This window comes from Cohaesibacter haloalkalitolerans, from assembly GCF_003574655.1.
In the GTDB taxonomy this organism is placed as follows: Bacteria; Pseudomonadota; Alphaproteobacteria; order Rhizobiales; family Cohaesibacteraceae; genus Cohaesibacter; species Cohaesibacter haloalkalitolerans.
Window position 1 is genome coordinate 226,666 of record NZ_QNUM01000005.1, and the last position, 23,316, is coordinate 249,981.

Sequence of the window (23,316 nt, forward strand, 5' to 3'; positions counted from 1 at the left end):
GGGTCTTTGAGCCGAGTTGACATGGCATCAAGACACCCATAGACAGAATATGTTCGATGGTTTTTCTCGTCCTGACGTGACGCGAAAATGAAAAAGGGAACATGGTGAGGTTGACCAAACAGGGACCAAAACCATGGCTGCCCCCGCAACTGTGAGCGGTGAGCTTCCACCCGAAATATGCCACTGGCGCGATGCGCTGGGAAGGTTCGGATGGACAGCCAAGACCCGCAAGCCAGGAGACCTGCCATCAGACAGGCGCGTGCTGAATGTGTCAGCCGTCGCTGCTCTTAACAAGACGCCGGGGTGTGCGTTTGGTGGAGATGGTCTGGTGGTTCTCTTTATGCCCCAGCAAATCCCTTGCCTCCATTCCCAAAGCGTCTCCAACCAGGCTTTGCCTGAGGGAGATGATTTATGAAACAATTTCTGTCCGGGGCCGTTCTGGCTGTAGCGCTTGTGGCATCAACTGCCGCCAGCGCCCACTTTCAATTGGTCTATACACCTGAAGTAAATCTCGCCAAGGCAGGCGATGTTCCTTTCAAGCTGATTTTCTGGCACCCGTTCGAAAACGGTCATGTCATGGACATGGGCGCGCCTGCTGCATTCTATGCGCTCTACAAGGGTGAGAAGATCGACCTGATGGACAGCCTCAAGCCCATCCGCTTCAAGGGCGCCAGCAACGAGGCCGATGCCTTCGAGGGCGCGCTGAAGGTAAAGCGCAATGGCGACTACACGGTGGTGCTGGAGCCTGCGCCCTATTACGAGGGCAGCGAGGATATCTATATCCAGCAGATCACCAAAAGCTACATCAACAAGGGCATGGTGCCGACGGATTGGCATGAGCCAGCGGGCCTCAAAACCGAAATCGTGCCGCTCAACAAGCCGACAAACATTTTGACCGGCTCCACCTTCACCGGACGAGTGCTGTCCGAGGGCAAGCCTGTTGCCGGAACCGAGCTGGAAATCGAATACATGTCCGCGGAGCCCGACATGGTCGCCAATGCGGCTGGCAAGGTGACGGCAGAGCCAGCTGAAGGCGGCACTCTCTCGGCTATCACTGATGATAATGGCGTCTTCACCTTCGGTATTCCCAAAGCCGGTTTCTGGGGCTTTGCCGCCCTCGGTTCCGGGCCGGACACCGAATATGAAGGCAAGGACCTCTCGCAGGATGCAGTGATCTGGATCCGGGCCTACGACCTCAGGTAACCCCTTGAAGGTCGGGAGGACCTAACATGCATATTGTCGATGGAGCCTTGTCCAGTGAGGTCGTGATAGCGGGGGCTGTGCTCAGTGCCTGCGGCCTCGTCATGGGCTTGCGCAAGCTGGAAATGGAGCTGATCCCCGCTGCGGGTGTGCTCAGCGCAACATTCTTTGTCGCGTCTCTCATTCATGTGCCGCTGGGCTTTTCCAGTGTGCATCTCATTCTCAATGGCCTTGCCGGGATTATTCTCGGCTGGGCTGCCTTTCCTGCCCTGTTTGTCGGGTTGCTGCTGCAGGCGGTCTTCTTCGCCTTTGGCGGCATCTCTGTGCTGGGCGTCAATACCTTCAACATCGCGGCACCTGCGGTGCTGGTTGGCCTGATGGTCCACCCCCTCATCGTAAGGGCCTGCGGCGCACGCTCAGCGGCTCTTGCCGGTGGCGTTGCGGGAGCCATGGCCATTGCCCTGACAACGCTTTGTGTGGCGCTGTCGCTGGCCTTGTCGGGCTACAATTTCGTTGCTCAGGCCAAGCTGGTATTTCTGGCGCATATCCCGGTCATGATCATCGAGGGGCTGCTGTCGGCAGCCGCGATCTATCTGATTTTCAAGGTGAAGCCCGAGTTGCTCCATGTCATGAGCCAGACGAGCAGGGAAAGGAACGTGAAATGAGACAGTTTGGAAAAACTCTGGCAGGCTTGATGCTCGTGGTTGCCTGCGCCTTTGCCGCTCCGGCATCGGCCCACAAGGTGATCGTATCCGCCTATGCCGACGGGGCTGACATCGAAGGCGAGATCGGCTTCTCCAACGGCGACATGGCCATCGAGACCGACGTCGACATCCTTGACGACGATGGCAACATTCTGGCTTCGACCAAAACCGATGACGATGGCATCTTCCGTTACACGCCGACCAAAAGGATACCGCTGACGTTTCGGGCCAATCTCGGGGCAGGGCATGTTGCCACCTATCACATGGGATTGGATGAACTGCCTGAGGGCATCGGTGGCGACGAAAGGAGCGCTGCGGCGGCTGATGCCGTCAACGACGTGGTGGCGCAAATGGCTCCCACCAATGTTGGTACGCCGGAAGGCTCAGCCTCGTCTGTCGCCGTGGGACTTGACCCGGCGATGTTGCAGAAGCTGATCGCGGCCGAGGTGGGCCAGCAGCTTGAAGCCTTCAAACCGGAAATCGCAACGCAAATGCGCAACGAGATCAAGCCACTGCGCAAGGTCGTCTCCGAATATATGGAGAAGAATGACCTGCAGGCAATTCTCGGCGGTATCGGATATATTTGTGGTCTGTTCGGCATCGGTTTCTATGTTGCTGCGGTAAGGGATCGCAAGAAACACGTGGGTCAGGAAAAGGAAGCTGCATGAGTGATCTGCTGGAAGAAGCAGGCAGAGCTCGCACTCTGACCTCGGATGCTGAACAGGCGGAAACGGTGCTGTTCTCGCGGCGCATGTGGATCCGCGAGCTGGATCCCCGCGTCCGGATCATCACGGTTCTGGTCTTCTCGATCTGTGTGGTGCAACTGGACCAACTGCCTCTTTTGGTCGCCTCTCTTTGTGCGTCTCTGTTTCTGCTGCTACAGGCACAGCTTCCCTTTCTGCCGACAATCAAGCGCGTGATGACGGTTGACAGCTTCATAATCCTGCTGCTCGTCATGCTGCCTTTCACGACGTCGGGCACCGAGCTGTTCAGCCTGTTCGGTTGGCCCGCCAGCTATGAAGGGTTGTTGCAGGCGGTTGTCATCCTGCTGAGGGCCAATGCCATTGTCATGGCGACCCTGCCGCTGATCGCGACCATCGATGCGGTTACCTTTGGTCACGCTCTGGCAAGCCTCAGGGTGCCCGAGCGTCTGGTGCATCTGCTGCTGTTCACTGTGCGCTATATCGAAGTGCTGCACACCGAATACAAGCGTTTGCGGACCGCCATGAAATGCCGCGCCTTTGCGCCAAGCAACAGCCTGCACACCTACAAGAGTGTCGGCTATCTGGTGGGCATGCTGCTCATCCGTTCCTTCGAACGCTCCGAGCGCATTCTGATGGCGATGAAATGCCGGGGTTTCAACGGCCAGTTCCATCTGCTGAAGGAGTTTTCGCTGACGCGGAAGGATTGTGCCTTCGCGCTGTTGTCCTTCCTGTTCATCCTGTCTCTCATGGCACTGGAGGTTATGCATGTCGGTGCTGCTTGAGACAAACGAACTGGGATATGCCTATCTTGGCCGGGAGCGCTGCCTTGATGGCGTCTCGCTGACCCTGAGGGCCGACGAACGGTTGGGGCTGGTGGGGGTGAACGGCGCAGGCAAAAGCACGCTGTTACACCTGCTCGTTGGTCTCTACAAGGCCGAGGCTGGAACCATCTCTGCTTTCGGGCGCGGCTTCGAGACCGAAGAGGATTTCCGCCTGTTGCGGCGGCGGGTGGGGCTGGTGTTTCAGGATCCGGATGATCAGCTGTTCTGCCCGACGGTGGAGGAAGACGTTGCCTTCGGTCCGCTCAACCTGGGCTACAGTCGGGCTGATGCGCGCACGATTGTCGAGGAAACGCTGGCACTGCTCAATCTGACGGCGCTCAAGGACAGCATCACCCATCGCCTGTCCGGCGGCCAGAAAAGGCTGGTGGCGCTGGCCACCGTGATGGCCATGAAGCCGGATATCCTGCTGTTGGATGAGCCGACCAATGATCTCGATGAAGACACGCGGAACCGCCTTGTGACGATCTTGCAGTCCCTGCCACAGGCCATGATCATTGTCAGCCACGACAGGGCCTTCCGTGAGCAGGTCGTGACAAGGACCATAACCATGGAGAGTGGCCGGATCAGTTGACCGACCATTCCCGACCGGTGGCTTTGACGCGGCCGGATAAGACAGACTATGCAGCGCTTCCCCATGACGGAAGCTGAAAACCACGTCAGTGCGGCAGATCCAATCCGGAGGCCAAGACTGACCTGCAGGACGAAAAGAGACTTCCGGCTTCCATGGCCATGGTCTTTTGCCCTGCTGATGATCAACCAGCGAGCCCGAGCGGCTCCAGATGAAAGAACCACAGGGGACCAGAATGACCAGTTCCGACAAGCAAGAAAAACTAGGCCTGATGATTTGCGGCCATGGCAGCCGCAACAAGGAGGCTGTGGACCAGTTTGCAAAGCTGGCGGAACGGCTGCGGCCACGGTTCCCCGATTGGCCCGTCGACTATGGCTATCTCGAATTCGCCAACCCGGTGCTGTCCCGAGGGCTCGATAATCTCGTGGCTCAGGGCTGCACCCGCATTCTGGCCGTGCCGGGCATGTTGTTTGCAGCCGGTCATGCCAAAAATGACATTCCCTCCGTTCTGAATGCCTATCAGGCCAAGACACCGGGTATAACCATCGAATATGGCCGCGAACTCGGCCTTGACCTCAAGATGATCAAGGCCGCCGGTGCCCGCATCAGGGAAGCAATGGATGCCGCCGACGCCGAGCAAGGCGAGGTTGCCATCACCGATACGCTGCTGATGGTCGTTGGCCGCGGTGCCTCCGATCCGGATGCCAACTCCAACGTCAACAAGCTGATGCGGATGCTCTGGGAAGGCATGGGCTTTGGCTGGGGTGAAGTCTGCTATTCGGGCGTCACTTTCCCGCTGGTCGAGCCGGGCCTCGAACATGCCGCCAAGCTTGGCTACAAGCGCATCATCGTGTTCCCGTATTTCCTCTTCACCGGCATTCTTGTCCGCCGCATCTACAATTTCACCGATGAAGTTGCCGCACGCCATCCCGACATCCAGTTCGCCAAGGCCGGTTACCTCAACGATCAGGACTACGTTATTGAAACCTTTGAGGATCGCGTTGCCGAAATCCTTGAGGGAACCAACAACATGAACTGCCAGATGTGCAAATACCGTGCGCAGGTTCTGGGGTTCGAGGCCGAGGTCGGCCTCAGGCAGGAAAGCCACCACCACCATGTGGAAGGGGTGGACACCAAGGACTGCGAATATTGCGAAGATAACAAATGCACCAACGAATGTCTCAAGCATCACCCTTCGTCGGAGCATTCCCACCATGATCATGGCCACGGCCAGGTTCACTCCCATGGTCACGGCCATGATCATGGACACTCTCACGATCATGATCACGACCATCACCACCACGATCATGAGCACGACCATCATCACGGTCACGACCATGGTCACTCTCATGGGGATGGACACGATCATCATCACCATCCATATCCGCAGGCCGATCATCCGCTTGGTCCCAAGAGCATGTACAAAAAGGACTGATCCTTCCGCGAGCCGAGGCCCGGTCCTTGGCGCGCCCGGATCAGGGTGGATGGAAACAGATGACCTTCTATAACTACGAGAAGGATCCGGCGGCGATCTATGCCAGTTCCTTCAATATCATCCGGCAGGAGGCTGGCGATGCGCTGGCCACCTTGCCTCAGGCAATGGAACCCGTCGCGGTCCGTCTCATGCACTCTGTCGGCATGACCGATCTCGTCGCCGACATGCGCTTTTCGCCGGATGCGGCCGATGCGGGCATTGCTGCGTTGAGGCGGGGAACGACCATTCTTGTGGATACGAGAATGGTAGCGGGTGGCATTTCGCAGCGCTTCTTTGCCGAAGGGGAAACCCTCGCTGCCAACCGGATTTTGGTGACCCTCACCGACCCTGAAGTCGCGCTCATCGCGGAGAAGATGGAGACGACGCGCTCCGCCGCTGCCATGGAACTCTGGCGGCCGCATCTGGAAGGCGCAATCGTCGCCATTGGCAATGCACCCACGGCGTTGTTCCGTCTTTTGGAGATGGTACGGGAGGGCGCAGGCCGTCCGGCGCTGGTGCTGGGTTTCCCGGTCGGCTTTGTCGGTGCTGCAGAGTCAAAACAGGCGCTTGTCGATGAGGCGACCGAGTTGGGTCTTGACTATATCGCCATGCTTGGTCGCCGGGGCGGAACGCCGATGGCCAGCGCTGCGGTCAACGCTCTGGCCATCGCCGCGCTCGGCCAGAGCGACAGACCGATGTAGCGGGGAGGAAAGGACACATGAACACAGAACAGACAAGCCCATGGCTCAGCGTGATCGGCATCGGTGCCAACGGGGTTGATGACCTTGGCGATCTGGCGTGGCAACTCCTCGCCGAGGCTGATGTGATCTATGGTGGCCGACGGCATCTGGCTATGCTGCCCGATGACCTCACGGCCAACGCGCTCCGCAAGGGCTGGCCGAAGCCCTTTGCCCATACCTTCGAAGAACTGGAATCCTTGCGCGGTCAGAATGTCGTTGTGCTGGCCAGCGGTGATCCGATGTATTTCGGCATTGGCGGCACGCTGGCGCAACGCTTCTCCCGTGCAGACATGCGCATCCTGCCTTATCCTGGGTCGTTCAGCCTTGCCGCCAGCCGGTTAGGCTGGGCACTCGACAAGACGGCCAAGCTGACCATTCATGGTCGCAGCATCCAGACGCTGATGCCCCACTATCTGCCCGGAGCGCGGCTCTTGGTGCTTTCCCGCGATGGAGCCTCACCCAGAGAGGCGGCAGAGCATCTCTGCGCCCGTGGTATCCATGACGCGGAGCTGACTGTGCTGGAGCGTCTGGGCTGCGACAAGGAACGCATCGTGGCCATGGATGCCCAGACATTGGCAATCGGCAGGGAAGATCATTATTTCGCCGATCTCAACGTGCTGGCGATTGCGCTGCCAGATCATCTCGACCGCTGGTTCTCGCAGCAGCCGGGCCTGCCTGACGATGCTTTCGAGCATGACGGCAAGATGACCAAACAGGACATCCGCGCCAGTGCCCTGGCCAAGCTGATGCCCCATCCCGGCGCGCTCTTGTGGGATGTCGGAACCGGTTGCGGCTCTGTCGCCATCGAATGGCTGCGCTGCCATCGTTCCTGTCGCGCCATCGGCATCGAGCCGCAGGAAAAGCGTCGGGCGCTTGCCAAACACAACGCTGCCTTCCTCGGGGTTCCGTCCCTCAAGCTCATCGCCGCCACGGCACCGGAAGGGCTTGAAGGCGAGGAGGCACCGGACGCTGTCTTCATTGGCGGCGGCCTGTCCCCGCAGGTTGTTGACTTTTGCCTTGCGCGCCTCAAACCCGGCGGCCGACTGGTCGCCCATGCCGTCACCCTTGGTTCCGAACGCCTGCTCATGGAGTGCTTCGAGGCCCATGGTGGCGAGCTGACCAGACTGGCGATCTCCAAGGCCGCCCCCGTCGGACCCTATTTCGGCTGGAAATCTTCCATGCCGGTTACGCAATGGGCTTTCACCAAAGCCGCCAAAGACAAGAACGAGACCAAGAGCCAATGAAAGAGCCAATGAACAAGACGACAAAAGGCACCCTTTACGGGGTTGGCGTCGGCCCCGGCGATCCCGAGCTGCTGACCCTGAAGGCCGCCCGACTGATCCGCAATGCAGCCGTCATCGCCTATCCGGCGCCGGAAGGCGGCGACAGCTTTGCCCGCGACATTGCCCGTGAGCATATCGCCGAAGGCACGAGGGAAATCCCCATTGCCGTTCCCATGCGCCCCGAGCGCAAGGCCGCACAGGACGCCTATGATATTGGCGCTGTGGACGTCCGCGCCGAGCTGGAGGCGGGTCACGACGTGGTGTTCCTCTGCGAGGGCGACCCTTTCTTCTATGGCACCTTCATGTATCTCTATGACCGGCTGGCCGGTGAGTTCGCAACGGAGATCATCCCCGGGGTTACCTCCATTGTAGCCTGCGCCTGTCGCCTCAAACAGCCGCTCGTGAGCCGCAATGACGTGTTGACGGTGCTGGCCGGGCCGATGTCTGACGAAGAACTGGAAGCGCGCCTGTCGCTTGGCGGTTCCTTTGCCATCATGAAGGTCGGGCGTCATTTGCCGCGCCTGCGGGCTCTCATTGATCGGCTCGGCCTGATGGCACGCGCAGGCTATGTCGAGCGGGCAACTCTTGCCAATGAAAAGGCCCTGCCGCTGGCCGAACTGGTCGAAGCCACAGCACCCTATTTCTCGATGATCCTGATCTATGACGGAGATGAAGCATGGAAAAACTGATCCCCGTTACGGTTGTCTGCCCGAGCGCAGCTGCCAGCGGGCTGGCTGTCTCCATCAGGGAAGTCCTCAAACGCGCCGGACACCCTGTAGAGCTGCACGGCAAGGGCGAAATCGAGGGCTTCGATGTCGCGTTTGCCGACAGTCTTGCCCATCTCAAGGGGCTTTTTGCCGAGCGGCGGGCAATCGTCGCGCTCTACGCCAGCGGCATCATCATTCGTGCTCTGGCACCGCTGCTCGATAGCAAGTTCGACGAGCCACCGGTGCTGGCCGTTGCCCGAGATGGCTCCTCCGTTGTGCCGCTTTTGGGCGGTCATCACGGCGCCAATGATCTGGCCCGTCTGCTGGCCGAAGCCCTCAAGGCGCATGCGGCCGTGACCACTGCCGGGGATTGCCGCTATCAGCTGGCGCTCGATAATCCACCCAAGGGCTGGAAGCTGCAACATGCCAGAAAGGCCGCTGCCGTCATGGCGCGGATCGTGGACGGGGAGGCGGTGTCGGTTTCCTCCGATCTGGGCTGGCTTGATGGCAGCGATCTGGCACGCGCCGACCAGGCTCCCATCAGCCTTCAGGCAAGCTTTGCTCCTGTGCCGGAGGAAAGCGCCGCAACAAGCCTTACCTATAGTCCGCAAAAGCTGGTGGTCGGCGTCGGCTGTGAACGTGGCATCGCGGCGGCTGATCTCATCGGCCATATAGAGACGGTTCTTGCCAACAACAGCCTTGCCCCGGAAGCCATCGGTCTTTTGGCATCCATTGATGTAAAGATGGACGAAGCTGCCATTCACGCCGCAGCGGCCCACTTCGGGGTTCCCGCCCGGTTCTTTACGGCAGAAGACCTTGAAGCCCAGAAGGGTCGTTTGAAGACACCGTCCGAAGTGGTCTTTGCCGAAGTCGGCTGCCATGGTGTGGCCGAAGGGGCGGCTCTTGCTGCGGTGGGCGCTGAAGGGGCGCTGCTGGTGGCCAAGGTCAAATCCGACAAGGCCACCTGCGCCATTGGGCTTTCTCCACGCCCGTTCACAGCTCAGCTGCCGGGCAAGAAACGTGGCTCGCTGGCTGTCATCGGCATTGGTCCCGGTACGCCTTATTGGCGCACACCGCAGGCGACGAACTTCATCGCGCAGGCTGAAAAGCTGGTCGGCTATAAATTCTATCTCGATCTGCTCGGTCCGATGGCCGACGACGAACGCCGGTGCGATTTCCCCATGGGCAGCGAGAAGGATCGTTGCCGCTATGCGCTGGAAGAAGCTGGCAAGGGCCATGACGTGGCGCTGATCTGCTCGGGCGATGGTGGCATCTATGCCATGGGCGCGCTGGTCATGGAATTGCTGGACCGCGATGCAGACAATGGCGGCGTATCCGATGCTGCCAAGCGGGCGGCGCTCACCCATGTGCCGGGAATCTCGGCGTTGCAGGCCGCTTCCGCCCGGTTCGGGGCCTTGCTGGGCCACGATTTCTGCACCATCTCGTTGTCGGATCTGCTGACGCCATGGGAAACCATCGAACAGCGGGTGCGGTCGGCAACAGACGGTGACTTCGTCATTGCCTTCTACAACCCTGTATCGATGAAACGCCGGACCCAGCTGCTGCGGGCAAAGGAAATCCTGCTTACTCAGCGCCCGGGCACAACGCCGGTTCTGCTGGCCTCCAACCTTGGCCGCCCTGATGAAGAGCTGAAAATTCGGACCCTCGAAACACTGGACATCGAGGAAGTCGACATGCTGACGGTGGTGTTAGTCGGGTCTTCCCAGTCACGGGCTTTGCGGTCGGGTGATCGCACGGTTGGCGATGACGGCTGGATGGCCTACACCCCGCGCGGATATGCAAAGAGAATTGACGGAGAGAACAGGGAATGACTGTCTATTTTATCGGAGCCGGCCCGGGAGCGCCGGACCTTATCACCGTACGCGGGCTGAAACTCATCCAGCGCTGCCCGGTCTGTCTCTACGCAGGCTCGCTTGTGCCCGAGGCAACGGTCGCCGAAGCCCCCGAAGGTGCGCTGGTCAAGGACACCGCCGCAATGAACCTTGATGAAATTATCGAGGACATCAAACAGGCTCATGCCGAAGGCAAGGACGTGGCACGGGTGCATTCGGGTGACCCGTCGATCTATGGCGCTATTGCCGAACAGATGCGGCGGCTCAATGCGCTGGCCATTCCCTATGAGGTCGTGCCCGGCGTTCCGGCCTTTGCTGCGGCAGCGGCAGCGCTTGGCACCGAGTTGACCATCCCCGGCATTGCCCAGAGCATCATCCTCACCCGCACCGCCATGAAGTCCTCCTCTATGCCGGAACGGGAAAGCCTTGATATTCTCGGCCAGTCCGGCGCGACCATGGCAATCCATCTCTCGGTCCGCAATGCTGCCCATATCGAGCGGGAACTGATCCCGCATTATGGTGAGGACTGCCCGGCCATCATCGCCTACCGGGTCGGTTGGCCGGACCAGATGTTCATCCGGGCAACGCTTGGCACGCTCAAGGAGAAGATCCGCGCGTCCAAGCTGACCCGTACCGCGCTCATTCTGGTGGGACCGGCGCTCGGGGCTCAGGACTTCGAGGAGTCAAAGCTCTATGACGCGGACTTCGAACACATCCTGCGTCTGCCGAAAAAGGCAAGCAAGAAGGGCTGAGAGGCAAACGCCTCTCTCCTCAATAAGTGGTTTTCAATGGGGCGATGATATGGGCAAAGGAGCCGTGAACGGATCCGACCCGTTGCCCCATTGATGGCAGCTCCCTGTCAGCGGCGGTCCGGGCTGCAAAAAGCGGCTCGGCCTCGTCCATCGACTGGATGGTGGCATAGTGGAACTCATGGGCGGCAAGCTCGCCCCCCCATGGCAAAGCCGATCGATGCGAGAGCTTGCGATAGCCAAGCGACAGTTTGGTATTGGCAAAGCTGGTGGTGACCGGCAACAGACCAAGCATCGGCACTTCGACCCCATCAGCGGAAATGAGCGAGCGCCCAAGGGTCATATAGCCACCGCATTCCCCGAACATCAGCACGCTTTTTGCGGCAGCCGTTTGCATGGCGTCCCGGAAAGCATGGGCAGAGGCAAGCCGCTCAAGATGCAATTCCGGATAGCCGCCCGGAAGATAGATGGCATCGGCCTCTTCGGCGGGAGCCTCATCCGCAAGGGGAGAGAAGAATGACAACTCAGCCCCCTGATCTCGCCAGTCATTGAGGAGATGGGGATAGATGAAACTGAAGGCCTCGTCGCGGGCAATGGCAATGCGCTGGCCGAGGGGAGCCAGACGCTGGAGCGGAGCTGCTCCGTCTTGATTGGGTGTGACCTCTGACGCAATGCCGAGAATGCCATCGAGGTCAACATCCGGTGCCATATGATCAGCGATCCGGTCGATCATGCCATCAAGCGCATCGTGTTCGGCCGCCTGGACAAGCCCGAGATGGCGGGAAGGCAGCTGCAACTGGTCGGACCCGCGCACGGCGCCGACAATCGGCAGATCAAGAGAAGCAAATGCCTCGCGGAGCAAATGTTCGTGCGCCGCTGAGCCGACACGGTTGAGCAGAACGCCGCCAATCGTGACATTCGGGTCGTAGGAACTGATGCCCTTGGCAATAGCCGCTGCGGTCTGGGCCTGTCCCTTGACGTCAAGGACAAGGATAACCGGCAGCCCGAGAGCCTGTGCGAGCGTCGCAGTGGACCCCTGCCCATTGACGGTCCCATCGAACAACCCCATCACGCCTTCGACAAACAGCAGGTCCGCCGTCAGCGCTTGGGTGGTCGCCCGCGTGGTGAGGTCTTCGGTGGTCATGGCCCATGGGTCTAGATTGATCGAGGCGCGACCGGACGCCACTGCATGAAAAGCCGGGTCGATATAATCCGGGCCGCATTTTGCCGGGGCAATGGCCAGCCCGCGCCGCACGAGGAGACGTTGCAGCCCCAGAGAAAGGGTGGTCTTGCCTGCATTGGAGCTGCTGGCCGCAAGAATCAGGCCTCTGGGCTTGTCGGTGGCAATGGACATCAGGCGTCACGCATCAGGATTTGCTGTGAAGAGGGTCGGAGACAAGACGCTTGCCCTCGGTGGCAAAGCCGAGCCAGTCGAGACCATCGCGCAACTTGACCACATTGCCGATCACGACAATCGCCGGAGGCTTCATGCTCGAGTTGAGTGCATCGTCCGCAATATGGGCAAGCGTCGAGGTCAGCACTTCCTGTTGCGGAGTGGTCGCATTGCAGATGACCGCAGCGCCTTCTTCCGGGTCGCGTCCTGCGTCGAGCAGTTTCTTGGTAATGCCGTGCAGATGCTTCATGGCCATATACATGACAATCACCTGCGAGCCCTTGGCGATGCCATCCCAGTTGAGGGCGGTTGGCATTTCGCCGGTATGATCATGGCCGGTAAGGAAGGTGACGGACTGGTTGATGTCCCGGTGGGTGGCCGGAATGCCTGCATAGCACAGCCCGCCGATTCCCGCCGTGATGCCGGGAACCACACGGAAAGGGACACCTGCCTCGACCAGCTGCAGGGCTTCCTCGCCGCCGCGCCCGAAAATGAATGGATCGCCACCCTTGAAGCGCAACACCCGCTTGCCTTCCTTTGCCAGTTCGATCAGGCGCAGGTTGATATCCTTCTGCTTGGAGGAGGGGCGACCACCACGCTTGCCTGCAAACTCGACAATCACGTCGGGACGCGCAAAGGACAATAGCGCCTCATCGACCAGAGCGTCATAAACAATCGCATCGGCCTGTCGCAAGGCATTGACCGCATGAAGGGTGAGAAGACCGCGATCTCCCGGCCCGCCACCAACCAGCCAGACCCAGCCCGGTTCGAACGCGGGCAGTCCATCAAAGAGGATTTGGCTGTAGGGATCCGGGGTCGTGGAATTCTGCATTTAACTGAAGTCTCTGGCTGTTTTGATGTAGCGTCTGGATGTGCTCCACTATATACCTAAGTACATGACAGATTACACTGAAAAAGCACCGAATGAGGGAAATTTGAGGCGCGGTTGGACAACTGGAGCCTGTGCAACTGCCGCAACGAAAGCGGCGTTGAACGCTCTGGTTACATCGCACTTCCCGGACCCCGTTTCGATTGTTTTGCCCAAGGGTCAGGAGCCTTCATTCGTGCTCGATTGCGAGACGCTGGCGGAAGATTATGCGGAGGCCGGAATCATCAAGGATGCCGGTGACGATCCCGATGTGACTCACGGTGCACTCATTCTGTCCAGGGTTTGTTTTGGCCCGGAAGGGGCTGGCGTGCGCTTCTTTGCCGGTGAGGGCGTGGGTATGGTGACCCGGCCCGGACTGCCCGTTGCTGTTGGTGAGCCTGCCATCAACCCCGTGCCGCGCCAATTGATGCGCGAAGTAGTGCAGACGTTGGCCGCCGAACATGGCTTTGCACCTGATGTCGACATTACCATCTCTGTGCGCAATGGCGAGAAGCTGGCCAAACACACATGGAACCCGCGGCTCGGGATCGTCGGTGGCCTGTCCATACTGGGGACCACGGGGATTGTCGTGCCCTTTTCCTGTTCGGCCTGGATCCATTCCATCCAGCGCGGCATCGATGTAGCCCGCGCCGAAGGGCAGGGGCATGTGGCAGGCTGTACTGGTTCCACGTCGGAAAAGACCGTGCGCAGCCTCTTTGATCTGCCGGACTATGCCATGATCGACATGGGCGATTTTGTCGGTGGCATGCTGAAATATCTGCGCCGCAATCCGGTGGCGCGTGTGACCATCGGCGGCGGTTTTGCCAAGCTGACAAAGCTGGCGCAAGGTCACATGGATTTGCACTCGGGCCGCAGTCAGGTCGACTTCGACTGGCTGGCCGACAGGATTGCCTCGCTCGGTGGCGATGTGGAGCTGGTGGCACAGGCAAGACAGGCCAACACGGCTCTCGCCGTCCTGCAGCTTTGCGATGCCGTCGGGATCAGCATCGTTCCCCTTGTGGCATCCGAAGCACAACGCGCTGCTTTCGGAATTCTCGGGCCTTGCACCATTGCTCTCGATATTGTCGTAATTGCGAGGGATGGTACACTGCTCGGGCAGTCCGAGATTCTCACCTACGACCAACTGGAGCCTGCTCCATGACGAAACCGCGCCATATTCTCCTTCTGGGTGGCACAGCCGAGGCCAGAGAGTTGCTGGAAACCCTGATCAAGTCGACGGAGCACGACGTCACCTATTCGCTGGCCGGTGTGCTCGGCAGCAAGGCCGAGGAAGTGCTGCGCAGTCGCATGGGGTTTGACAGCGACCATTTCCAGTTTCGCATGGGGGGCTTTGGTGGCCCCGAAGGGTTGCGGCACTATATGGAAGAGCATGACATCGATTTGCTGATCGATGCGACCCACCCCTATGCAACAGTCATTTCGCGCAACGCCATCGAAGCGTCGAAAGCGGGTGCCGTTCCGCTGGCCCGCTATGTTCGGCATGAATGGACCGAAACTCCCGATGACAGCTGGACGGTCGTTGACCGGCTTTCCGATGCTGCCGCTGCCTTGCCTTCGGGCGTGACCGTGTTCCTGTCCGTCGGTCGCCAATCCATCGCGCCCTTTGCGAGCCGTAAGGATTGCAGGTTTGTGATCCGCTCCATCGCCGAGGCCGAGGAGCATCTGTTCCATTCCGCAACTTTCATTCAGGGCATGCCCGGACGGTCGATGGAAGAGGAAATGACCCTGTTTCAGGAATATGACATCGACTATCTGGTGACCAAGAACTCCGGCTCCGGCAAGGCATCCTACAAGATTCTCGCTGCACGGGAGCTGCACATACCCGTCATCATGGTCAAGCGCCCGACGCTTCCCGATTGCCCTGAATTCAGCGAGCTGGAAGCCGTTCTGACCTGGATCGATCACGCACCGGAAGCGCACTGACCCGCCGCCCGCCCAAACATACTTTCAGGAAGACCCTCAATGCCAGCCATCATGTTTCAGGGAACCGGGTCCAACGTCGGCAAATCGATGTTGGTCGCAGGCTTCTGTCGCTATCTCAAACGGCAGGGTTACAAGGTGGCCCCGTTCAAGCCGCAGAACATGTCCAACAATGCGGCCGTGACGGCGGAAGGCGGCGAGATCGGCCGGGCTCAGGCTTTGCAGGCGCTGGCTTGTGGGCTGGAGCCGAGCGTGCACATGAACCCGGTGCTGCTCAAGCCACAGAGCAATGTTGGCAGTCAGGTGGTGGTGCAGGGCAAGGTGGTCGGCCAGATGCAGGCCCGCAACTACAGCCAGAGCAAGCATTCCTTGTTGCAATCGGTCATGGAATCCTATCGCATTCTTAGCGATAGCGCCGATTTTGTCGTGGTGGAGGGCGCGGGCAGCGCCTCCGAGGTCAATCTGCGAGCGGGCGACATTGCCAACATGGGATTTGCCGAAGCGGCAAGGCTGCCGGTGATCCTGATTGGCGACATCGACCGGGGCGGCGTCATCGCTTCCCTCGTTGGCACGCAGCAGATGCTTTCCGCTTCCGACAATGCACTCATCAAGGGCTATGTGATCAACAAGTTCCGCGGCGACGCCTCGCTTTTCACCTCGGGCCTTGACATCATCACCAAGCAGACCGGCTGGCCGGATTTTGGCATTCTGCCGTGGTTTGACAATGCCGTGCGCCTGCCTGCCGAGGATAGCGAGGATCTGGGTCGCGAAGGGCCTGCCAATCGGTCGGACAGGGCTTTGAAAGTCGCCGTGCCCGTCTTGCCACGCATCGCCAATTTCGACGATCTCGATGCTCTCAAATCCGAACCCGGCATTGCGCTCACCATGGTCAAGCGCGGCGAAACAATCCCGCTCGACAGTGATCTGGTCATTCTGCCAGGATCGAAGTCGACCATTGGTGACTTGTTGGCCTTGCAGAGCGAAGGCTGGGACATCGATATAAAGGCCATAGCAAGGCGTGGCGGCTCTGTGCTTGGGCTATGCGGTGGCTATCAGATGCTGGGCAAGCGTATCATGGACCCGGAAGGGGTAGAGACCGAAAAGGGCGCAATCTGCGAAGGGCTGGGGCTGCTTGATATTGAAACCGTCATGGCGGGCGAAAAGCGGACGGTTCAGGTTTCCGGTGCGCATATCGCAAGCGGTGCGCCGATGCATGGCTATGAGATCCATGTCGGGCGCAGCGATGGCCCCGACCGGACCCGGCCAATCTTAATGATCGAGGGCAAGGAGGAGGGGGCTACCTCTCCGGATGGACGGATCATGGGCAGCTATATCCACGGGCTGTTCAACGACGACGGATTCCGCGCGGCCTTCCTTGGCTCCCTCGGCCACAAGGCTTCCGGCCACAGCTACCAGCAGGGCGTCGAACAGACCCTTGACGCACTGGCAGATCATTTTGCCGAGCATATGGACGTTGAAGGACTTATCCGGGTGGCTAGCAAAGGCGTCTGACAACCGGCTTTGCGCTCATTTCGTCCCGAGCCACAAAGGCGATATGCTTCTGCTCTTCGGCCTTCGCTGTCTTCTGCCATCCTCGTGTTCCTGGCCTTGTGTAATATTTGTGCAACATAATTGTGAAAAACATAGCAAGTATCACGTTACACGGAATAGCCGAATTTCTCCCAAATTCCATGCCCGTACAAGATGCCATCATGTTGCTTGATGTATTTGTCGTTTGAATTTGCTATTTGTGAAAAGCGAGTTTCTATAGTCTCGGTGCTTTGACGTTTGGAAAGTGAGAAGAAATTTCCGATTTTATTTAACGCTCCGATGTAATCGTTTGTCAGATCTTCGTATCGAACGATGATGCAGTCCTTTTCGTCAAAATTTTCAAGCGCCTGTGAGTAAGCCGAGTTCCAATGGGCCATCAGCTCTGGCAATGATGTTCCACTCCATTTCTGCGTAGCTGCAGATACGGCACGAGGATCTCTGGACAATATTACGAATTTGCTTCCGGGGAAGACATGACGCAACCACCATATCTTCGTCAGGTTTGGTGGTGACTTTTCAATAAGTGTCGGATAGTTCCCAACAATATACTTGTTCCAACCATGCATGATTCTGGAACGGCAAGCCTCGTAGTCATCGATAGACTTCAGTTCATCCTGCATCGCTTGACTAAACGCAAATTTGCCCGGGCCTCCGAAATTGACTGCTGGGGAATAAACGTCCTGCATGTGCTGGCCTTCGCTTTCAGGCACAGCCGCCCGAAGACATGAAATCTCAAAACATGAGACCAATAACCTTTCCAGTAACGTAGTACCGCTGCGATGAAGACCGCAGATGAATAGCAACGACGAAATCTGCGGATCACTATTGTATTGTTCCGATGGGATACGAACGGCTGGAGAGCTTTGTTGGTGAGTTTTCGTTTCCGATTCCATAAAAACCTCGCTATTCCATAAACATAACAACTTGAAGTTTGGTCTCCAAAAGAAATCCGCAGAATTTGGGTGCAAAGAGAGTTTCTTATAACAACAAATTAGTGGATTGTTACGGAATGGCAACTGGAGGTGGTAAAAGCTGTCGCGAAAAGCCGAGTGACGCCCATACCATGCGTGTTTCTTAGCTGCTGACCGGATCCATGACAGGTCTGCATGGGAAGCCGCAGGCTAGGCGCTCATGGTCCTAAGGCATGCCAGCAGTGCAGTCTCCAAGCTGGCTTGGCAATTGAAAAGATGGCTTCCATATGGGCATGGTGTAATGGGCTGTTTGAGGGGAGACCCGAGTGTTCAGCCCCTTGTTTGTGGCCAGATGCATTTCTCTCTCGATGGACAAACCTGCCATCACGTCTCATGAATCTCCGGGTGCAACAGCCCACAGTTCCATTTTATCCGCTTGGTTTTGACAAAGCCCCCTGCAGCACGAATCCGCCGTTTTCAACACGCGTAATTCGTGCTAGATACGCAAAAATGCGCGAAATAGTCAGAAATCAGCAGGAATATGCGACAATGAGAAGAGATCTAAGTCATTGGAAAATATGAAGGAACAATATAAATCAATGACCAAGGTGTTCTCTGTTGCACCCATGATGGAGTGGACGGATCGGCATTGCCGGTATTTTCATCGGCTGCTCTCGAAGAAGGCGTTGCTCTATACAGAGATGGTGACGGCGCAGGCGGTCATTCATGGTGATCGCGATCATCTGCTTGGGTTTGATGCCGAGGAGCATCCGGTTGCGCAGCAGCTGGGCGGGTCCGACCCGGATGATCTGGCGGAGGCTACGCGCATTTGCGCTGACTATGGCTATGACGAGATCAATCTCAACGTCGGCTGTCCGTCAGACCGGGTGCAGTCCGGCCGCTTCGGGGCTTGCCTCATGGCGGAACCGGATCTTGTTGCCCGCTGTGTCGAGGCAATGAAGAAGGTGACCGAGGTGCCGATAACGGTCAAATGCCGGATCGGTATCGACGAGCAGAATGAAGAGGAAGCGCTGGACCTTCTGGTCGATCAGGTTCTCGCTGCGGGATGCGACGGGCTCACCGTTCATGCGCGCAAGGCCTGGCTGCAAGGGTTGAGTCCGAAGGAAAACAGGGACATCCCGCCGCTTAACTATGACCGGGTCTATCGTCTGAAACAGCGCTTGCCCAATGTCCACATCGCCATAAATGGCGGTATCAAGACCATTGAAGAGAGCCTTGATCATCTGCAACATGTCGATGGGGTGATGCTGGGCCGTGCCGCTTATCAGACCCCGGCCTTGCTTGCCAAGGTCGACTCGCAGGTCTTCGGGCTAGGGGAGCCGGTTGATCCGTTTGCCGCCGCCGAGGCTATGATCCCGTATATCGATGCCCATGTGGCGAGGGGAGGGCGCGTCAGTCAGGTGACGAGGCATATGATCGGCCTGTTTCAGGGGCGACCGGGAGCCAAGCGCTGGCGTCAGATCCTGACCGTGGAAGCCGTCAAGCCGGGGGCAAGTTCGGCTCTGGTGCATGAGGCCCTTGCCGCGTTGCGATAATGAATCTGAGCCGATTTTGCCTTAGGGCAGAGCCTTCAGGGTGTCAGCGTCAGGCGATCGCCTGCTACCGACCAACTGCCAAGACGGTTCAGATAGGTCATGCCCAGAAGGCTCTCTCTTAGAGCGCCTTCCTGCGCCACCATGGCGCTGACATTGCGGGCCTCGATTCCACCAACCGAAATGCGAGAGAGCGTGATGGGGGCCGTGAAGGCCTGCCCGTTGGCGGTGTTGACCGGCGACAGATAGGCCAGACTTGATGTGTCGATGCCTATGGCTTCCGCGTCGGAACGGGTCAGAACCACAGCGCTCGCTCCACTGTCCAGCAACATCGGAACCGTGGTGCCGTCGATGTCAGCCCTCACCTGAAAATGCCCATCTGCTGCACGCCGGAAGAAGACTTCGCCACTGTTGGTGACAACCGCCGCGCCCGGCATGAGTTCCCCGGCCACTCGCTCAAACAGCATCCGACCGGTATCCTTGAAGCTGTAGCCAAGCACGATGACAAAGCCGATGCCTGCCCAGACAAGGAAGTATTTGAGTGACTGCAAGGGGGCAGACCGGCGTCCGCTGCCGCGCTGGGAGAGCAGAAACAGCAACAGCGTGGAGAGCAGGGCCACGCTGCCCACAGCCTCGATCGGGTAGCCAAACAGTTCGCCTGACTGATGGTTGACCATCAGCACGACAACCGAAGTGACGACAATTCCTAGCAAGACATAGAGCATGGCACCTCTCCCGTTTGATCAGGCTGCCTTTCATATAGGGCACACATTATGTCAAATCCATGGATGACAAAATTGACATGAAACGGCCCCATGCAAGAAGAGCAAACAGGGGGGGGCTGAGAGGAAATGAGGCAGAAAGACGCCGCCGGATTGGGGCGCAGCCTTATCCGACAGAGGCAAACAGAAGCAGGCCGATGCCGAAAAAGATTTCCCCGACCTGTTGCGAAGCACCAAGGACATCGCCAGTCTGGCCTTTGATATGATGATTGGCCAGCCTTGCCATCATCAGGCTGGCCAGAATGATCATCACGAAAGAGGAAACCCCGGCGGCCAGCCCGAATACGGGGACGACCATCAGCGCAGTGGCAAGCCCGCCCAGCGCGATGGCTATGGTGTAGGAGGTGGTGGAGGGTCGCCCGAGGCTGGCGGAAAGCCCGCTCAAACGCGCCGCCGGAAGGGTGTGCCAGACATGCATCAACGGAACGCGAGAGACTGCCCCGGCAGCCAGATAGGCGATCCCGCCTTTGGTGACGCCATAATTCTCGAACAAGTAGTAAACGATGCTGATCCGCATCAGCAGCGACATGCACAGAGCCGTTGCGCCATAGCTGCCAAGGCGACTGTCCTTCATAATTTCCAGCTTGCGAGCGATGGTGTGCCCACCCCAGAAGCCATCCGCCACATCGGCAAGGCCATCTTCATGCAGCCCGCCGGTAACAATCGACATGGTGACGATGGTCATGCATGCCAGCAGGAAAGATGGCAACGGTGCCGTCCATGCGATGGCGTCAAACAGGGTTGCCGGAATAAGGGCCAGAAAGGCGAGAATCAGGCCGATGATCGGCATTGCCCGCGAGGTGCGCCGCATCTTGGGCAGATCCTGACTGGCCTTGCCAAGAAAGGACGGGACCGGCAGACGCGTGAAGAAAGCCAGCGAATCCAGTATGTCCTGCCGCCACAACATCAGATATCTGATAATCTGTTTGACAGGAGACGGCTTTCCATTTGGCGTGGACATTTCGGACATTTGATCCCCCTGGGGAGCTTTGGTGGCAATTGCGTATTGCTCAGCGTCTGGACGCTCAGTATACCTCGTTGCGAGATTGATCTGAAATGAGCAAATTCGGCAAGGCAAGGCAAGTGCTTTTCACGGCTGTGTGCCATTCAGCTGAGTCCGCTGTGCACTTCATTGCAACAGCGGCTGTGAATTCGGATTGGCATTATTTCTGCAGCTTTGCCAAAGCTGGGCGACTGCAGTCCAGACAGAGAAATGAAGGTAGTCCAAAATGATTTCCACTTCTTCCGCCCTTCCTTTTGACGATATCCTTGCGTTGCTGGAAAAGATGCCGGCTGCAGATGAAGAGCTGCGCGCCAAGGTGCGTGCCCGCGACGCACAGCTGACCAAACCTGCCGGATCGCTCGGCAAGCTTGAAGAACTGGCCGAATGGGTCGCTGTCTGGCAGCACAATGAAAAGCCGCAGATCCTGCGTCCGCTTGTTGCTGTTTTCGCTTGCCAGCACGGCATCGCCAAGCACGGCGTCTCGGCGTTCCCCAATGAGCTGAACCAGATCATGGTCGATAATTTCTCTCAGGGCGGTGCTGCCATCAACCAGCTCTGCACGGCCTTCGATCTGGGGCTGAAGGTTTTCGATCTGGCGATCGAACATCCGACCGGCGACATCACGGTTGAGCCAGCCATGTCCGAGAAGGACTGTGTGGCAACCATGGCCTACGGCATGGAAGCCATCGCAGGTGGAACCGATCTGCTCTGCCTTGGTGAAATGGGCATCGGCAATACGACGATTTCCGCAGCTCTTTTCTGTGCCCTGTTTGGCGGCACCGCTGAGGACTGGTGCGGTCGCGGTTCAGGGGTTGACGACAAGGGCTTGCAGCTCAAGATCGACCTCGTCAACAAGGCACTCGACACTCACAAGGACTATCTGGACAAGCCTCTGGAAGTGCTGGCACGCCTCGGTGGTCGCGAATTTGCCGCCATGTGTGGCGCTGTGCTCGCTGCCCGCATCAACAATGTGCCGGTGATCGTTGATGGTTTCAACACCACCGCCGCTGTTGCTGTGCTGCACAAGCTTGATCCACGCACCCTTGACCATTGTGTCTTCTCTCATTGCTCTGCTGAAGGTGCTCACCGTCGCGCTCTTGATGCAATGGGCAAAACCGCGATTGTCGACCTTGGCTTCCGTCTCGGCGAGGGCACCGGTGCTGCCGTTGTGGCTGGCCTTGCCAAAGCCGCCTGCCAGATGCACAACGGGATGGCAACCTTCGCCGACGTCGGGCTCTGAGCCACTTCGTCTGGGATTGCCCCGGATAATCAAATCCATGCAAAGCCGGCTTCATGCCGGCTTTGTCTTTTTTGTCTGTGAATGCTCATCTCGGGCCTTCCTGTGTACTTTGTCGCGCTTCGATATTTACAGGTCGGAAGCTGGCTGATAGCTTTCAAAGGCTTATCCATGTTCAGCTAGGGTTCCGCTGCTTGTGCAGGTCTGGACCGAGCGCTGCTATGAGCCCGAGTGGGCAGACACCTGAAAGACGAAAAATCTAGGGGGGATGGACAAGGCACGTAACTCGTGTGTCCAAACCAATCGTTTAAAGGTATTCCATGTCACTCCTCGGATTTATGCTCGTTCTGGCCGCTGCTGTCTGTCACGCCACCTGGAACTTCTTTGTCAAACGCATCAACGCCGGACCGGAACTGGTCTGGCTGTTCTCCCTGATCACCGTTGTCATCTACAGCCCGTTGGCGATCTATTTTGCCCTGACAATGGAGACAATTGATCTCGTCGGGATCAGTTTCATTGTCGGCAGCTGCATCATTCATCTGGGCTATTTCCTGCTGTTGCAAAAGGGCTATCGCACCGGCGATCTGTCCGTGGTCTACCCGACTGCGCGGGCGACGGGCCCCATGCTGTCGACTATCTTCGCCATAGTTCTGCTCGGTGAACACGCCACGCTTCAGGGCGGGCTTGGCGCTCTGGTCATCATCTTTGGCGTTATGATGCTGGCTGGCGGTCTCAAGGTGCGCTCGGCCGAGCAAATCACGTCGCTGTTGTTCGGTGTCGGGGCTGGAACCCTGATCGGCAGCTATACGGTCTGGGATGCCTATGCCGTCTCGGTTCTTGCTTTGCCGCCGCTACTGCTTGATTACAGCTCTTCATTCGGTCGGATGCTGTTGCTGGCACCGGTCGCTGCCAAGCGAAAAAGCTCGGTAGCCGAACTATGGCGCAAGCACAAGCCGGGGCTTTTCGTCATCGCACTCTTCAACCCGCTTGCCTACATTCTGGCCCTAGTTGCCATGACCTTCACGCCCGTGACCTACATCGCCCCTATCCGCGAAGTCAGCGTCGTGCTGACAGTGCTGCTGGGTAGCCTTGTGCTGGGAGAGGGGAACCTCAGGAGCCGGCTTACCTGGTCCTGCGTCATTCTGGCAGGCGTCTCGATCCTGGCTTCGGCCTGAGCCTTGTTGAGCATAAAAAAAGCTGGTCGCGGAGTCCCTGGACCTGCCTTATGTGTTTCTGCGATACGCGGGAAGGGG

At 58.4% G+C, this 23,316-nt stretch carries 22 protein-coding genes and 1 riboswitch; of the genes, 17 read left to right on the forward strand and 5 right to left on the reverse strand.

The window, feature by feature from the left end:
• Nucleotides 1-40: 40 nt before the first annotated feature.
• Nucleotides 41-263, forward strand: a riboswitch (cobalamin riboswitch).
• 148 nt (nucleotides 264-411) lie between these two features.
• From DSL70_RS14155 to cobM, 11 genes are all read left to right on the forward strand, one after another.
• Nucleotides 412-1,203: a DUF4198 domain-containing protein gene (locus DSL70_RS14155; protein ID WP_119308594.1), complete on the forward strand. Its 792-nt coding sequence runs from the start codon at nucleotides 412-414 to the stop codon at nucleotides 1,201-1,203.
• Between the two features lie 26 nt (nucleotides 1,204-1,229).
• Complete coding sequence (cbiM, locus tag DSL70_RS14160) at nucleotides 1,230-1,865, forward strand: cobalt transporter CbiM (protein WP_119308595.1); 636 nt, start codon at nucleotides 1,230-1,232, stop codon at nucleotides 1,863-1,865.
• The gene (locus DSL70_RS14165) at nucleotides 1,862-2,572 is read left to right on the forward strand and encodes a cobalt ABC transporter permease (RefSeq protein WP_205563269.1); all 711 of its coding nucleotides are present in this window, start codon (nucleotides 1,862-1,864) and stop codon (nucleotides 2,570-2,572) included. Before cbiM ends, DSL70_RS14165 begins: the two co-directional genes overlap by 4 nt.
• Nucleotides 2,569-3,390 (forward strand): cobalt ECF transporter T component CbiQ, encoded by an 822-nt coding sequence (gene cbiQ / locus DSL70_RS14170; protein ID WP_119308596.1) that lies wholly within the window; start codon nucleotides 2,569-2,571, stop codon nucleotides 3,388-3,390. Before DSL70_RS14165 ends, cbiQ begins: the two co-directional genes overlap by 4 nt.
• Nucleotides 3,374-4,021: an energy-coupling factor ABC transporter ATP-binding protein gene (locus DSL70_RS14175; protein WP_119308597.1), complete on the forward strand. Its 648-nt coding sequence runs from the start codon at nucleotides 3,374-3,376 to the stop codon at nucleotides 4,019-4,021. The genes cbiQ and DSL70_RS14175 overlap by 17 nt, the downstream gene beginning before the upstream one ends.
• 232 nt (nucleotides 4,022-4,253) lie before the next feature.
• The gene (locus DSL70_RS14180) at nucleotides 4,254-5,453 is read left to right on the forward strand and encodes a sirohydrochlorin chelatase (RefSeq protein ID WP_119308598.1); all 1,200 of its coding nucleotides are present in this window, start codon (nucleotides 4,254-4,256) and stop codon (nucleotides 5,451-5,453) included.
• Between the two features lie 59 nt (nucleotides 5,454-5,512).
• The gene (locus DSL70_RS14185) at nucleotides 5,513-6,193 is read left to right on the forward strand and encodes a precorrin-8X methylmutase (RefSeq protein ID WP_119308599.1); all 681 of its coding nucleotides are present in this window, start codon (nucleotides 5,513-5,515) and stop codon (nucleotides 6,191-6,193) included.
• 17 nt (nucleotides 6,194-6,210) lie between these two features.
• Entirely contained in the window at nucleotides 6,211-7,476 is a 1,266-nt protein-coding gene (cbiE, locus tag DSL70_RS14190) for a precorrin-6y C5,15-methyltransferase (decarboxylating) subunit CbiE (protein WP_119308600.1), read from the forward strand.
• Between the two features lie 8 nt (nucleotides 7,477-7,484).
• On the forward strand, nucleotides 7,485-8,204 hold the full coding sequence (cobI, locus tag DSL70_RS14195) for a precorrin-2 C(20)-methyltransferase (protein WP_119308601.1): 720 nt from the start codon (nucleotides 7,485-7,487) through the stop codon (nucleotides 8,202-8,204).
• Nucleotides 8,192-10,054 (forward strand): precorrin-3B C(17)-methyltransferase, encoded by a 1,863-nt coding sequence (cobJ, locus tag DSL70_RS14200; RefSeq protein ID WP_119308602.1) that lies wholly within the window; start codon nucleotides 8,192-8,194, stop codon nucleotides 10,052-10,054. Before cobI ends, cobJ begins: the two co-directional genes overlap by 13 nt.
• The gene (gene cobM / locus DSL70_RS14205; RefSeq protein WP_119308603.1) at nucleotides 10,051-10,827 is read left to right on the forward strand and encodes a precorrin-4 C(11)-methyltransferase; all 777 of its coding nucleotides are present in this window, start codon (nucleotides 10,051-10,053) and stop codon (nucleotides 10,825-10,827) included. Before cobJ ends, cobM begins: the two co-directional genes overlap by 4 nt.
• A 19-nt stretch (nucleotides 10,828-10,846) precedes the next feature.
• Here the strand turns inward: cobM and DSL70_RS14210 are convergent, their stop codons facing one another.
• Together DSL70_RS14210 and cobA are read right to left on the reverse strand one after the other, a co-directional pair.
• A complete protein-coding gene (locus tag DSL70_RS14210) occupies nucleotides 10,847-12,178 on the reverse strand; it encodes a cobyrinic acid a,c-diamide synthase CobB (RefSeq protein WP_119308604.1) in 1,332 nt (443 codons plus the stop codon).
• A 13-nt stretch (nucleotides 12,179-12,191) separates the two neighbouring features.
• On the reverse strand, nucleotides 12,192-13,049 hold the full coding sequence (gene cobA, locus DSL70_RS14215) for a uroporphyrinogen-III C-methyltransferase (RefSeq protein ID WP_119308605.1): 858 nt from the start codon (nucleotides 13,047-13,049) through the stop codon (nucleotides 12,192-12,194).
• 64 nt (nucleotides 13,050-13,113) lie between these two features.
• On the opposite strand from cobA, the gene DSL70_RS14220 reads away from it, so the two are divergent.
• From DSL70_RS14220 to DSL70_RS14230, 3 genes are read left to right on the forward strand one after another with little or no spacing between them, the layout of a single operon-like run.
• Nucleotides 13,114-14,247, forward strand: coding sequence for a cobalt-precorrin-5B (C(1))-methyltransferase (locus tag DSL70_RS14220; RefSeq protein WP_119308606.1), 1,134 nt, complete (start codon nucleotides 13,114-13,116; stop codon nucleotides 14,245-14,247).
• The gene (locus DSL70_RS14225) at nucleotides 14,244-15,029 is read left to right on the forward strand and encodes a cobalt-precorrin-6A reductase (protein WP_119308607.1); all 786 of its coding nucleotides are present in this window, start codon (nucleotides 14,244-14,246) and stop codon (nucleotides 15,027-15,029) included. Before DSL70_RS14220 ends, DSL70_RS14225 begins: the two co-directional genes overlap by 4 nt.
• A 39-nt stretch (nucleotides 15,030-15,068) precedes the next feature.
• The gene (locus DSL70_RS14230; RefSeq protein ID WP_119308608.1) at nucleotides 15,069-16,538 is read left to right on the forward strand and encodes a cobyric acid synthase; all 1,470 of its coding nucleotides are present in this window, start codon (nucleotides 15,069-15,071) and stop codon (nucleotides 16,536-16,538) included.
• A 146-nt stretch (nucleotides 16,539-16,684) separates the two neighbouring features.
• Here the strand turns inward: DSL70_RS14230 and DSL70_RS14235 are convergent, their stop codons facing one another.
• Entirely contained in the window at nucleotides 16,685-17,470 is a 786-nt protein-coding gene (locus tag DSL70_RS14235; protein ID WP_119308609.1) for a sulfotransferase family protein, read from the reverse strand.
• A 617-nt stretch (nucleotides 17,471-18,087) separates the two neighbouring features.
• Between DSL70_RS14235 and dusA the strand changes: the two genes are divergently transcribed.
• Nucleotides 18,088-19,044 (forward strand): tRNA dihydrouridine(20/20a) synthase DusA, encoded by a 957-nt coding sequence (gene dusA / locus DSL70_RS14240; RefSeq protein WP_245418219.1) that lies wholly within the window; start codon nucleotides 18,088-18,090, stop codon nucleotides 19,042-19,044.
• A gap of 35 nt (nucleotides 19,045-19,079) precedes the next feature.
• On the opposite strand, the gene DSL70_RS14245 is transcribed toward dusA, so the two are convergent.
• Nucleotides 19,080-19,766, reverse strand: coding sequence for a retropepsin-like aspartic protease family protein (locus DSL70_RS14245; RefSeq protein WP_119308611.1), 687 nt, complete (start codon nucleotides 19,764-19,766; stop codon nucleotides 19,080-19,082).
• Between the two features lie 163 nt (nucleotides 19,767-19,929).
• Nucleotides 19,930-20,793, reverse strand: coding sequence for an adenosylcobinamide-GDP ribazoletransferase (cobS, locus tag DSL70_RS14250; protein WP_119308612.1), 864 nt, complete (start codon nucleotides 20,791-20,793; stop codon nucleotides 19,930-19,932).
• A gap of 259 nt (nucleotides 20,794-21,052) precedes the next feature.
• Here cobS and cobT point away from each other — a divergent pair, with 259 nt between their 5' ends.
• On the forward strand, nucleotides 21,053-22,066 hold the full coding sequence (gene cobT, locus DSL70_RS14255; RefSeq protein WP_119308613.1) for a nicotinate-nucleotide--dimethylbenzimidazole phosphoribosyltransferase: 1,014 nt from the start codon (nucleotides 21,053-21,055) through the stop codon (nucleotides 22,064-22,066).
• A 317-nt stretch (nucleotides 22,067-22,383) separates the two neighbouring features.
• The gene (locus tag DSL70_RS14260; protein WP_119308614.1) at nucleotides 22,384-23,238 is read left to right on the forward strand and encodes a DMT family transporter; all 855 of its coding nucleotides are present in this window, start codon (nucleotides 22,384-22,386) and stop codon (nucleotides 23,236-23,238) included.
• Nucleotides 23,239-23,316: the final 78 nt, after the last annotated feature.